Raw genomic sequence first — 13,217 nt, forward strand, 5'->3', positions numbered from 1 at the left:
TTCGAGGTGGGAGGGGGTGGCTTTGAGGAAGCTGATCGGCACATCGGTCAGGATGAGATCGACGGCCGCGTCGAATGCCGTCTGTCCGGGCTGGAGTTCGGGGATAGCCAGGCGAGTCCCCTGGATGAGGGGCAGGAAAAGAGCGGTGATGGTGAGGTCGAAGGTGACGGACGAGTAGAGGATCGTGCCGATACCGCCCGGGTTTTCGACGGGGTAGTTCTGGTCGCACCAGTGGAGGTAGTTGACGACTCCGCGGTGTTCGAGGGCGACGCCTTTGGGGCGGCCGGTGGAGCCTGAGGTGTAGATGATGTAGGCGAGGTCGTCGGGGGAGGCCAGGGGGGCCGGGTTGGTCGTCGGTCCCTGGGGCCACTCGCTGTCGACCAGGAGGCGGGCCGTGTCGGCGGGTAGACGGCCGGTGTGGTTGCTGCTGGTGATGATGAGCGGTGCTTGGGCGTCGTCGACCATGTAGGTGATGCGGTCGGTCGGGTACTCGGGGTCGAGGGGGACGAACGCGGCGCCGGCCTTCATGATGCCGAGCAAGGTGGCGATCAATTCAGGCGACCGGTCCAGGCAGACCGCGATGAGGGTGTCCGGGGTGATGCCCGTTCCGCGCAGATGATGGGCGAGTTGATTCGCTCGCTCGTTGACCTGCGCGTACGTCCACTGCTCGGTGCCGTGGGTGATGGAGATGGCGTCCGGATCCGTCGCCACGCGGTCCTCGATCAGGGAATGGATGGTGGCGGTGTCGGGGTAGGGGCCGGTGACGCCGTTCCAGTCGACCAGGATCTCCTGCCGCTCCCGCTGCGTGAGCATGTTCAGTTCGGAGAGGCGGGCGTCGGGTGTGGCAGCGACGGAGGCGGCGAGTGTGGCCAGGTGGCCGGCCATCCGCTCGATCGTCGCCCGCTCGAACAGATCCGTCCGGTACTCCAGAACAGCGCGCAGTCCCTCCGACGACTCGACCGCCGTCAGCGTCAGGTCGAACTTGGCCACACCCCGCTCGATCTCGGCCGGCTCGACGTCCGCGCCGGCCAGTTCCCAGGCCTCGCCGTCCGCGCTTCCCGGGGCCTGGAGGACGAACATGGTCTGGAACAGCGGGTTGCGGGAGAGGTCACGCTCCGGTGCCAGTTCCTCGACGAGTCGCTCGAACGGCAGGTCCTGGTGGTCGTAGGCGCCCAGCGCCGTGTCCTTGACCCGGTCGATGAGCTCGGTGAACGTCGGGTCTCCGGACAGGTCGGTCCGCATCACCAGCGTGTTCACGAAGAAGCCGACCACGTCCTCGATCTCGGCCCGGTTGCGGCCCGCGATCGGGGTGCCCACGGCGATGTCGTCCTGGCGGGAGTAGCGGGCCAGCACGATCTGGAACAGCGACAGCAGTGCCATGAACAGGCTCGCGCCCTGCCGGCCCGCCGCCTCTCGCAGCCTCTCGGTGACCTCGCTCGGCACTGCGAAGGTCACCACGTCGCCGGTGCCACTCGTGTGCGCTGGACGCTGGTGGTCGGTCGGCAGCTCCAGGGGCGCCGAGTGCGCGAGGCGCTCGCGCCAGTACCCGAGCTGTCGCTCCAGGGCCGGCCCCGTGAGCCGGTCACGCTGCCAGACTGCGAAGTCCGCGTAGCGGACGGGCAGTTCCGGGAGCGAGGCCTCGCTCCCGGCCAGGGCCGCCGCGTACAGCTCACGCAGTTCCCGCGCCAGGATGCCCGAGGACCAACCGTCCGACACGATGTGGTGCACCGTGAGCGACAGGTAGGCGTCGTCCTCCGCCAGGCGTACCAGGTCCGCCCGCAGGGGCCGACCCGATGTGAGGTCGAAGGGGCGCGTCGCCTCGATGCGCAGCACCTCGCGGCCGCGATCCTCGGCGTGTGCGTCGCTCCGCAGGTCGTGCACCGTGACCTCTACCGGCCAGGGCGCGGTGATCACCTGCTGCGGCGTTCCATCATCGTCCGCCGAGAACGCCGTCCGCAGTACTTCGTGCCGGGCCACCAGGCCGGACAGTGCCTTCTCCAGCGCCGCGACGTTCAATGGACCCCGGACACGCAGCGCCGTCGGCACCAGGTAGTCGGCGCTCCCGGGGGACAGGCGGTCCAGGAACCACAGCCGCTGCTGTGCGAACGACAGCGGCAGTGGTCCGGCGGCTTCCTCGGCGCCGCGTACGATCCGGTCCGCGTCCGCGCGCCGTCGCATACGGGACAGCAGCCGCGCCTCGATCGAGTTCTCGCCCATGATGATGTCCGTCCTCATTCTCTTCGTGTGGGCAACGGGTCTGTGCGTGTGGGCAGCGGGCCGCTGAATTCAGGAGGCCTGTTCCTGTTCGTTGTCCTGTGTGTCGAATTCCTGCGTGTCGAACAATTCGATGAGCTGTTCCTTGACGCCTGTGATCGTCGGGACCAGGAAGAACCGGCGCAGGCCGATACGGACTCCCGTCACCGTCTCGACGCGGTTGACGAGCTGAATGGCGAGAAGGGAATGGCCGCCGATGCCGAAGAAATCGTCGTGGATCCCGACCTTTTCGAGTCCGAGCACCTCGGCCATGATCCCGGCGATCTCCGCCTCGATCTCGTCCCGGGGCGCCACGAATCCCGCCGTGATGTCGCTTTCCGCGGGCGCCGGCAGCGCCGCGTGGTCGACCTTGCCGTTCCGGTTGAGCGGGAGTTCCGGCAGGTCCATGAACGCGGACGGCATCATGGCCCGGGGCAGGCGCTCGGCCGCCCACCCCCGCAGCGCCGCGGTGTCGGCGATGCCGCCCGGCGCGGGTACGTAGTAGGCGACGAGCCGCTTGTCGCCGGGGACGTCCTCGCGGACGGCCACCGCGCACACACCTACCGCGTCATGGGTGAGCAGCACCGCCTCGATCTCGCCGAGTTCGACGCGTACGCCACGCAGTTTCACCTGTCGGTCGATGCGGCCCAGCAGGTCGAGTTCGCCGTCGGCGGTGAAGCGGCCGACATCGCCTGTGCGGTACATGCGGCCACCGGTGAACGGATCGGGCACGAACCGTTCCGCGGTGAGCTCGGGGCGCTCGTGGTAGCCGCGCCCCACGCTGTCGCCGCCGAGGTAGACCTCGCCAAGCACCCCCGCCGGCACGGGGCGGCGGTCCGGGTCGAGGACGTACACCGTCTGGTTCACCATGGGCCGTCCCGCGAGCACCGGACCGCCGGGGTCGGTGCGTGAGGCCCGCCAGTACGTGGTGTCGACGGAGACCTCCGTCGCGCCGTACAGGTTGATGAGGTCGCCGGGGAAGCGGTCGAGGAAGCGGGCCACCAGGGTCGGCTGGAGGGGCTCACCGCTGGCGAAGGCGTAGCGCAGGTGCGCGCAGTCCCCGGGCCGTGCCTGCGAGACGAACAGGTCAAGCAGGCTCGGGACGAAGTGCAGACCGACCACGCGGTGGCCACGCATCAGCCGTGACACCTCGGTCATGTCAAGGCGGTCGGAGCCGGGCACCAGTACGACCGTCGCGCCCTGCCACAGCGGCCAGAAGATCTCGTACGCGGACACGTCGAAGGAGAGCGGCGTGGCCTGGAGGAAGCCCTCGCCCGGGGTCAGCGGGAAGGCGTGCTGCATGCCGGCCAGGTAGTTGACCACACCCCGGTGCTCGATGCGGACGCCCTTCGGCCGCCCCGTGGAGCCGCTCGTGTAGATCAGGTAGGAGAGGTCGCCGGGTTTCGCGACGGGATCCGGAGCGGTGACCGGAAGGGTGTCCGGCAGGTCGGTCGAGCTGTCGACGGCCAGCAGGCCCAGGCCCGCGGGCAGCAGAGCGGCGTGCGCGGTGTCGGTCACGACCAGCGGCGCACCGGAGTCCTCCACCAGATACGCAAGGCGCTCCGCCGGATGCTCCGGGTCGAGCGGGACATACGCGGCGCCCGCCTTGAGGATGCCGAGCAGCGTCCACACCAGGGCGGGGGAGCGCTCCAGGCAGACACCCACCAGCACGTCCGGCCCGATCCCCGGCACGGCACGCAGGCGGTGTGCCAACTGGTTCGCGCGCTCGTCGAGTTCGCGGTAGGTCAGCTCGTCCGCGTCGCACACGACGGCGACCGCGTCCGGCGTGAGAGCCGCTCGCTCCTCGAACAGCCGGTGCAGGGTGGCCTCGGCCGGGACGGGCGCCGAGGTGGCGTTCCACTCGGTCACGATGCGGTGCCGCTCGTCCGCGCCCAGCATCTCCAGCTCGGACAGCGCGGTCTGCGGGCGGGCCGTGGCCGCTTCGAGGAGGATCGTGAAGTGGTCCACGAGCCGGCGCGCGGTGGCCTCGGTGAACAGATCGGCCGCGTAGACGACGGCGCCGTCCAGCGTGCCGTCGGACGCCTCCGCCAGATACATCGACAGGTCGAACTTGGCCTCGCGGACCGGGGACTCGACGGGCTCCGCCGTCAGACCCGGCAGGCTCCAGGCATCGGCGCCGGGCGTGTTCTGCAGCGCGAACAGGGTCTGGAACAGCGGGTTGCGGGACAGGTCGCGGTCGGGTGACAGTTCCTCGACGAGGCGCTCGAAGGGCAGGTCCTGGTGGTCGTACGCGCCCAGGGCCGTGTCCTTGACGCGGGCCAGCAACTCGCTGAACGCCGGGTCGCCGGAGAGGTCGGTGCGCAGGACGAGCGTGTTGACGAAGAAGCCGATCAGTTGTTCCGTCTCGGCCCGGTTGCGGCCGGCGATGGGGCTGCCGACCGCGATGTCCCGCTGACCGCTGTAGCGGGCGAGCAGCAGCTGGAACACCGACAGGAGCGTCATGAACAGGCTCGCACCGCCCTCGGCGGACACCGCCCTGGCCCGTGCGGCGACGTCGGCGGGCACCGAGAAGCGGACCACTTCGCCCTTGCCGGTGCGCTCCGTCGGCCGTGCGTGGTCCGTCGGCAGCTCCAAGGGCTCAAGGCCCGCCAGGCGGCCCCGCCAGTAGCCGAGCTGGCGCTCCAGCGCCTCGCCGGTCAGCCAGGAGCGCTGCCACAGCGCGTAGTCGGCGTACTGCACCGGCAGCGGCGCCGGGGCCGCGTCGGACCCCGCACCCAGAGCCACCGCGTACAGGTCGGACAGCTCGCGCAGCAGCACCCCGATCGACCAGCCGTCGAAGGCGATGTGGTGCACGGTGACCGCGAGGACCGCTTCCTCGTCGGCCAGGCGTACCAGCACGGCGCGCAGCATCGGACCGGCGGCGAGGTCCACCGGACGCAGGGCGTCGCCGGTCAGGACCGCCGCGAGGGCGTCCTCGCGGGCCGCAGCGTCCGCGACGCCCCGGAGGTCGCGCACCAGCACCGTCACCGGGGCCGCGGAGGCGATCGACTGGACCGCCGAGCCCGCTTCGTCCGTGCCGAACCGGGTGCGCAGGATCTCGTGGCGCTCCACCAGCGCGGTGAAGGCGTTGTTGAGCGCGTCCACGTCGACGACGCCGTGCACGCGGAAGGCGAAGGGCAGCAGGTACTCGGCCCGTCCCGGCTCCAACTGGTGGAGGAACCAGAGGCGTTGCTGGGCGAAGCTCAGCGGCAGCGGGCTTCCGTCTCGCGGTACGGCGGGAATGCGCGAGACGCCCGCCTCGTCGAGATCCTCCACGGCCGCGGCCAGGAGCGCCGGGGTCGGCGCGCCGAACAGGGCCCGTACGGGAACGTCGACGCCAAGCCGGCGGCGCAGCCGCGACACGACCTGCGTCGCAAGGAGCGAGTGGCCGCCCAGGGCGAAGAAGTCGTCGTCCGCGCCGACCGTGTCGATGCCAAGGACCTCGGCCCAGACGGCTGCCACCGTCCGCTCGGTCTCCGTGCGCGGAGCCGTGTACGCGGCGCCAAGGTCGGGCCGGTCCGAGGCGGGCGCGGGCAGCGCGCGCCGGTCCGTCTTGCCGTTCGGGGTGAGCGGGATGCTGTCCAGGGGCACGAACGCCGCGGGCACCATGTAGTCCGGCAGGTCGCGCTGGAGGCGAGCGCGCAGGACACCCGCCTCGACGGGCGGGTCCGCGACGACGTACGCCACTAGGCGCGGGTCGCCCGGCACGTCCTCACGGAGCAGGACAGTGGCGCCGGTCACCGAGGGGTGGGTCAGCAGGGCCGCCTCGATCTCGCCCGGCTCGATGCGGTAGCCGCGCAGCTTGACCTGGTTGTCGCCCCGGCCCACGAACTCCAGGTGCCCGTCCGGGTGCCACTTCGCGAGGTCGCCGGTGCGGTACACGCGCCGGGGAGTGCCGTCCACGGTGACGACCGTGAACTTCTCGGCGGTCAGCTCGGGCCTGTCCAGGTAGCCACGCGCAAGGCCGGGGCAGCTGATCCACATCTCGCCCGGGACACCCACCGGAACCGGTCGGCCGTGCCGGTCCACCAGGAACACCTTCGCGTTGGCGACCGGGCGTCCGATCGGCACGTGGTCGCCGGGGCCGGTGATCAGCGCCGTCGCCGCCTCCTGCGCCGCCTCCGTCGGACCGTAGCCGTTGACCAACGGCACGGAGGTGTGGCGGAACCACTGGCGCACCTGCTCCCGCTGGAGCGCCTCACCACCGAGCCGCACCAGGCGCAGTTCCGGGCCGAGGTCGTCCGGTCCTTCGAGCTGTGCGGCGAGCGCGCCGAACGCCGAGGGAGTCAGCCAGGCCACCGTCACCGCGTTGGTACGCAGCGCCTCCGCCAGCATCCCCGGGTCCCAGGCGTCGTCGCGCAGGACGAGGGACGCGCCCGAGACGAGCGGCGCGAACAGCTGTCCCACCGAGGAGTCGAAGGAGATCGACGCGAACTGCAACACCCGGTCCGCACAGGTGAGATCGAGCTGCCGCCGCGTCTCCCGCATCCGTGCGCGCAGAGCGCCGTGGGTGATCTGCACGCCCTTCGGACGGCCCGTCGATCCACTCGTGTAGATCACGTACGCCAGATCGTCAGGTCCCGCCTCGGGCGCGGACGCGCCACCGCTTCGGGTCGCAAGCTCCTCGGGCCAGTCCTCCAGCGGGAGGTGCGGCGTCGCGGCGGGCAGCCGGTCGACGAGCGCGGGCCGGGTGACGATCAGCGGCGCCCCGCTGTCCTCGATCATGTACGCGAGCCGGTCCGTCGGATAGGCCGGGTCCAACGGCACGTACGCGGCGCCCGACTTGAGGATGCCGAGCAGGGCGCTCACCATGTCGGTGCCCCGGTCCAGGCAGATGGCCACCAGCGTCCCGGGGCCGGCGCCACGCTCGCGCAGCCGGGCGGCGATCCACTCGGCCCGCGTGTTCAGCTCCTGGTACGTCAGATGGTCCGAGCCGCACGTGACGGCGGGGGAGTGCGGCCGCTCGGCGGCGCGGTCCTCGAACAGCCGGTGGACGGTGACGGAGTCAGGGGAGTCGGTGTCCGCGCCGTTCCACGTGGTGAGGATCTCCCGCCGCTCCGGAGCCGTCAGCATCTCCAGGGCGGACAGCGGGGCGGTGGGGGAGTCTGCCGCGGCACCGAGCAGGGTCTCGAAGTGCCCGCCGAGCCGTACCATCGTCGTCTCGTCGAAGAGGTCGGTGGAGTAGACGATGGTGCAGTCCAGACCGCCGTCCGCGGCCTCCGTCGCGTAGAACGTGAAGTCGAACTTGGACTCCTGCGCAGTCACGTCCACCTGCCGGACGCTGAGGCCGGGGAGTTCCCAGGAACGGCTGTCGGGAGTGTTCTGCAGGACGAACATGGTCTGGAACAGCGGATTGCGGGAGAGGTCCCGCTGCGGTGCCAGCTCCTCCACCAGCCGCTCGAACGGCATGTCCTGGTGATCGTAGGCGCCCAGCGCCGTGTCCTTGACCCGGTCGATGAGCTCGGTGAACGTCGGGTCGCCGGACAGGTCGGTCCGCATCACCAGCGTGTTCACGAAGAAGCCGACCATGTCCTCGATCTCGGCCCGGTTGCGGCCCGCTATCGGGGTGCCTACCGCGATGTCCTCCTGGCCGCTGTACCGGGACAGCACCGCCTGGAACACCGCGAGCAGTGTCATGAACAGGCTGGCGCCCGTGTCGTGCGCCAGCCTGCGTGCACCGTCGGCGGTCGCCGCGGGGATGCCGAAGGTGAGCATCGCCCCGTTGCCGCTGCGCCGTGCCGGACGCCTGCGGTCGGTGGGCAGCTCCAGTGGATCGGTGCCTGCCAGCCGGCCCCGCCAGTAGTTCAGTTGACCCGACAGCACGTCGCCGGTGAACCACGAGCGCTGCCAGACCGCGAAGTCGGCGTACTGGAGCGGTGGTTCGGGCAGCCCGGCGGCGATCCCCGTCACCTGTGCCGTGTACAGCGTGGTGAGTTCACGCGAGAGGACACCCACCGACCAGCCGTCGAAAGCGATGTGATGAACGGTCAGTGACAGCAGGTGCTCCTCGTCCGCCAGCCGAAGCAGCAGGGCGCGGACCATCGGACCGGTGGCGAGATCCATCGGGCGGAAACCCTCGGTGTCCACGAGCGCGGTGGCCGCCTCCTCACGGGCGGCATCGTCCGTCACGTACCGCAAGTCGTGCACGGCCAGCGGCAGCGGGCGGGGTGCGTCGACCAGCTGGCCCGGGGTGCCGTCCTCGTCGGTGACGAAACGGGTCCGCAGTACCTCGTGCCGCGCCACCAGCTCCGTCAGCGCCGTCTCGAGTGCCGCGACGTCCAGCGGACCGCTGATGCGCAGCCCCATCGGGATCAGGTATTCGGCGCGGCCCGGATCCAACTGGTCCAGGAACCACAGACGGCGCTGCGCGAACGACAGCGGCAGCGGCCGCCCGTCCCGGACGGCGAGGGGGATCGAGGTGGTGTCGTCGGAGGTGAAGGAGGTGAAGGAGGTGAAGGAGGTGAAAGAGGCGGACGAGGCCGCGAGGCCGTCGGAGTCGCCGTCCATGCCGTCCTCGAACATGCGGCGGGCCCGTTCCATCGCCTCATCGGCGAGAAAGGACGCCACAGTCCGAACGGTCGGCGCCCCCGGTGCGAAGGGGGCTCGGAATTCCGAGCCGAATTCCTCCGCGACCTGTCGGGCCATTTCCGCGGCCTGCTCGCCGGTGCCGCCCAGTTCGAAGAAGTCGGAATCCGCCGACGTCACCTCGGTGCCGAGAACCGACCCCCATATGGCGGCTATTCGGCTTTCCGCCGGTGAGAACGGCTCACGCCCCGCGTCCCGGCCGGGTGCCGGTGTCGGGGGCGCCATCGGATTCGTAGTCATGCGTCCACCAGTTCCTCGTCGTCGACCCGTAACGGAAGGCCCTCGGATGCTCAGCCGATTTGATGCTCGCAGAGCGATCTTGACGAGATAAGTGGTTACTTCTACCCGCGGAACATGGGCACTTCTGCCCGCGGAACGTGGACACTTCTGCCCGCGGGACGTGGACACTTCCGCCCGTGCGTGCGATGGCCGAGGTGGACGCCCCGGCCACCGCACGCGGCCCCGCCGTTCCGCGCCGGTTCAGGCCGCGGTGCGAACCGAGGACTCCCCCCGCGGCTTCTGCTGCGGCAGGCTCTGGGCCGCGGCGCTCGCCGGACCCGCCCCGCCCACGTCCTCCACGGGGTCCGAGGAGTCCACGGCGGCGGTTTCGGGCACCGTCCGCTTGCGCATCCCGGACCACTCCCGGCTCATGCCTGGCACGCCGATGGCCACCAGGTACAGCCCGCCCACGATCCACAGCGCCGTCGACGTGCCGGTCAGGGTCACCAGGCCGGCCCCCAGCAGCCCGCCGAACGGGATGCCCGCCCAGGTGACCGCCTGCGCCAGTGTCTTGACCCGGCCCAGCAGCGGTGTCGGGATCAGCTCGTACGTCACCGCGCCCACGATCGGGTTGACGAAGCCGGATCCCAGACCGCCCACCGCGAGCACGGTCAGCACCAGCCACAGCGGTGCCCCCGTCGCCATCGCCGCGAACCGGGGCAGGCCGCCCAGGGAGAAGCCGATCAGGTAGACGGTGCGCCGCGGCAGCCGCTCGGCCACCCCGGCGGCCACCAGAGCGGCGATGATCGACGTCGCGGCGAAGACGCTCACCACCAGGCCGATGGCCTCCGCGCCGTTCCCCGACTCCTTCGCCCACACCGGCAGCAGCACTGACATGAACGCCTGGTCCAGGAGGTTGGTCACCGCGAGCATGCCCACGATGGATCGGAGCAGCTTCGCGTCCCTCAGGAAGGCCGCACCCTGGCGGAGCTGGGAGAAGTAGCCGCCGCCGTCCTCGACCGGGATCTCGTGCGGCTCGGGCACCGGGTCGGTCAGAGTGGACGAGACGATCAGCGCCGACACCGCGAACAGCGCGGCGGTGACCCACAGCGCGTACAGGCTGCCGAACGCGGTGACGACGACGCCCGCCACGGCCGGCCCGACCGTGGTGGCCGTCCGCTCGACAGCGGCGGAAAGACCGGTACCCCGCTCGATGGGGACGCGGGCGGCGCGGGTGGCCGACGGTACGAAGAGACCCTTGGCGCCGTTGGCCGGCCCGTCAGCCGCCCCGACGACAGCCAGCAGCGCCAGCAGGACGCCGAAGGGCAGACCGCCGGTCAGGTACAGCAGTGGGGCGGTGACCATCGCGGCGGTGGACAAGAGGTCACCCGCCACGCTGATCCGCTTGGGTCCGACACGGTCGATGATCGGGCCTGCCAGTGCCTGCGAGATCACGTACGGGACTATCTGGCAGAAGGCCACCAGGCCGGTCTTGCCGACGCTGCCCGTGGTCGTCAGGACGAACCAGGGCAGGGCGATGGACAAGACCCGGTTGGCCGACAGGGCGGCCGCGTTGGCCGCCAGCATGCCGACCAGACCGCGCAGGACCCTTGGGTGCGTGTCCGGCGCCGCTGACCGTGCGCCGTTGTCCGCCGCCTTCTTGGCGACTGTGTGCTGAGTGGGCATCGGTCTACTCCATGTCGGTGGGCTGGGTGGCGTGCCGGTCCTCGCTGGTCGGAAACAACTGGAACTGGAAGGAGACCCGCGCCGCGCCGTCCGGCGGCTGCGCTTCGGAGGCCGTGGCGGCGGGTGTACGCCGCCGGAGCAAGGTGTGGATCTCCGCCGCCAACTCCTTGGCCTCGGCCGGGGTGAGCGTCAGCGCGTAGTCGCCGAAGTCCTGCGCGTCGCGCCACTCGGGCGTGAGCGACGGGGTCGCCTCGATCGCGGCCATCAGGGCGCCGGACCAGACCTGGCCGAGAGCCTGAAGGTAGGCACTGCCGAGTCCCACGCTGCCGTCGAGCACCTCGTCGTCGGGCACGACGGTGTTGGCATGCGCCGCCCGCCACCACCGCTCACGCCGTCCACCCCGGGACGGCTCCTCCGTGATGAAGCCGTACTCCGCGAGCTGCCGCAGGTGGTAGCTGGTCGCCCCGGTGTTCAGATTGAGCCGGCGAGCCACCGTGGTGGCCGTGGCCGGCCCCTCCGTCCGCAGGCTGGTGAGGATCTGCACCCTCAGCGGGTGCGCGATGCCGCGGAGGTTTCGGGGGGTCAGATGCACTTGAGAAGGCTGCTGCGGGTGTTCCATGACCATGAAGATAGACCACACAGAAGTGTGTGCATAGGAGTGCGTGCAAAGAAGTGTGTGCAGACTACTTATGTACGTCGGAGCACAACTCACCTGGCGTTGGTCGGAGTTGCCGCCCTGGAGATGGCTGCCAGCGGTCGGCGAGCGTGTCGCGGACAGGGCTCAGCAGGGGTATGGGATGTGCCCACCACTCAGGCGGAGAAGCGGCCTTCGGTATCGGCGCTCGGAGGGGGTCGCAACAGGACGGGGCGACGGTGACCCCAGTAGCGCCCGGTCGCGGCCGGGCAGCGCGTGATGTCCGTGCGGACGGTCGTGAGGCTGCCTGCGTACTCGTCGGTGACGGCGGCTACGACGAGGTCCATCGCCCGGCAGGGCTCAAGCGCCTCCGGCTACGTTCCGTGAAGTGGGCGAGCACCGGTGCCTCACTCATCCTGAGGATGAAATCGAACTCCCCGTCCTCGCAGGGTTGGTGAGTACGCCGCGCCGGCGCGCTACGCGGCATGTCGGTGGCGAGGTGCGCGGGCTCCTGCCGGTCAGGCGACTGCGCGGCCGGCCCCGCGCGGTCAAGCGCGAGGTGTCTGACCACCGGCCTACTGGATCAAAAGGGCTGAAACACCACCACTGGCCCCAGCCCGCCCGCCCTCGCCGGTACCCGGACCGTGCGCATCCAGCGACCTCGGCCCGCGAATACGTAAAGCAACGACATCGCTAGCAGTAAGTGTTTCGCAACCTGCCGCGGCTCAACTCGGCCAACATGACACCGATACGCTCATGGTCATGAAGGCAACGGAACCGACCATTCTCGCAACTTCCGGTGGGCACCGAGTCGGAGGACGGACCAGAGTGATGTTCGATGCTCTGGTGCATCATGCGGTTGACCTGTCCGGTGTGCACGGTCGGCGGCCCCGCGTCATGTATGTAGGCACCGCCATCGGGGATGCCGAGCACTTCACGGCCCGTATGAACGAAGCCGCGCGGATGGCGGGGTTCGATCTGACGCCTCTGCAACTGTTCCCCATGCCCAACGTCGAGGATGTCGAGGGATCGGTTCTCGACCACGATGTCGTCTGGGTGATGGGGGGCTCGGTGGTCAATCTGCTGGCGGTCTGGAGAGCACATGGTCTGGACAAGATCATGCACCGTGCCTGGCAGGCCGGTGTCGTACTCAGCGGAGTCAGCGCAGGCTCGATCTGCTGGTTCCAGGGAGGTGCGACCGACTCGTTCGGGCCACAACTGCGCCCGGTCACGAACGCACTCGGTTTCCTGCCGTACGGCAACGGCGTGCACTACGACTCGGATGAGGGGCGACGCCCGTTGGTCCACCAGCTTGTGAAGGACGGCAGCATACCCACCGCTCACTGCACGGACGACGGAGTCGGCCTGGTGTACCGAGGAACGGAATTGGTGGAGGCGGTGACGGAGACCAGCGGTAAGGGTGCCTACATAGTCAGCCGCGACGGATCCAAAGCGGTGGAGGAACGCATCGAACCTCGCAAGTTGGCCTCATCCGGGCGGTGACCAGTTTCCATCACCTGCGGAGCGAGACGAATCACAGCTCTGTGTGGGGGCCCTGCCGGGCCGGGCGACGGGGCAGCAAGGTGACCAGTGCCCAGGTCACGTGAGCCTCGCTGACCTGCGGAAATCTTTGGTAGCCCCAGACATGGGGCGGTCCGTGGCTGCCCTCAGCAGCTCCTCGACATTGGCTGCCTCGGCGCATTGGGCCACGGTGCCGCGGCTGAGGCGTAGTGCACGGGCGATCGAGCGAAGGCTGTCACCGCGCTCGATCCGCTCATTGAGCGTTTTCATTGTGGCCACTGATCGAGTGACGGGGCGGTGTGCGGGCGGGGCGCAACGG

Annotated in this window: 5 protein-coding genes and 1 pseudogene; 1 reads left to right on the plus strand and 5 read right to left on the minus strand. The window is 70.0% G+C overall.

Features of this window, described 5'->3' with window-relative positions:
* From ABD366_RS36315 to ABD366_RS36335, 5 genes and pseudogenes are all read right to left on the minus strand, one after another.
* A partial coding sequence (locus tag ABD366_RS36315) for a non-ribosomal peptide synthetase (RefSeq protein ID WP_344443189.1) occupies positions 1-2,235 on the minus strand: 2,235 nt, incomplete at its 3' end.
* A 51-nt stretch (positions 2,236-2,286) separates the two neighbouring features.
* The gene (locus tag ABD366_RS36320) at positions 2,287-9,078 is read right to left on the minus strand and encodes a non-ribosomal peptide synthetase (protein ID WP_324768724.1); all 6,792 of its coding nucleotides are present in this window, start codon (positions 9,076-9,078) and stop codon (positions 2,287-2,289) included.
* Between the two features lie 240 nt (positions 9,079-9,318).
* Positions 9,319-10,743 carry an MFS transporter gene (locus ABD366_RS36325; RefSeq protein WP_324768723.1) on the minus strand — a complete coding sequence of 475 codons (1,425 nt, stop codon included), beginning with the start codon at positions 10,741-10,743 and terminating at the stop codon, positions 9,319-9,321.
* A gap of 4 nt (positions 10,744-10,747) precedes the next feature.
* Positions 10,748-11,362, minus strand: a complete 615-nt coding sequence (locus tag ABD366_RS36330) for a winged helix-turn-helix domain-containing protein (RefSeq protein WP_324768721.1) — start codon at positions 11,360-11,362, stop codon at positions 10,748-10,750.
* A gap of 238 nt (positions 11,363-11,600) precedes the next feature.
* A pseudogene (locus tag ABD366_RS36335) lies at positions 11,601-11,864 on the minus strand (YbbN family protein); the annotation flags it as partial.
* Between the two features lie 275 nt (positions 11,865-12,139).
* Between ABD366_RS36335 and ABD366_RS36340 the strand changes: the two are divergent.
* The gene (locus ABD366_RS36340) at positions 12,140-12,880 is read left to right on the plus strand and encodes a Type 1 glutamine amidotransferase-like domain-containing protein (protein ID WP_324768720.1); all 741 of its coding nucleotides are present in this window, start codon (positions 12,140-12,142) and stop codon (positions 12,878-12,880) included.
* Positions 12,881-13,217 lie beyond the last annotated feature (337 nt).

Source organism: Streptomyces kunmingensis (assembly GCF_039533535.1).
Lineage (GTDB): Bacteria > Actinomycetota > Actinomycetes > Streptomycetales > Streptomycetaceae > Streptomyces > Streptomyces kunmingensis.

What these genes read in the sequence shown, in the direction of transcription:
- ABD366_RS36320 (WP_324768724.1), bottom strand. Translation starts at nt 9,078, where the DNA reads ATGACTACGAATCCGATGGCGCCCCCGACACCGGCACCCGGCCGGGAC.
- ABD366_RS36325 (WP_324768723.1), bottom strand. Translation starts at nt 10,743, where the DNA reads ATGCCCACTCAGCACACAGTCGCCAAGAAGGCGGCGGACAACGGCGCA.
- ABD366_RS36330 (WP_324768721.1), bottom strand. Translation starts at nt 11,362, where the DNA reads ATGGAACACCCGCAGCAGCCTTCTCAAGTGCATCTGACCCCCCGAAAC.
- ABD366_RS36340 (WP_324768720.1), top strand. Translation starts at nt 12,140, where the DNA reads ATGAAGGCAACGGAACCGACCATTCTCGCAACTTCCGGTGGGCACCGA.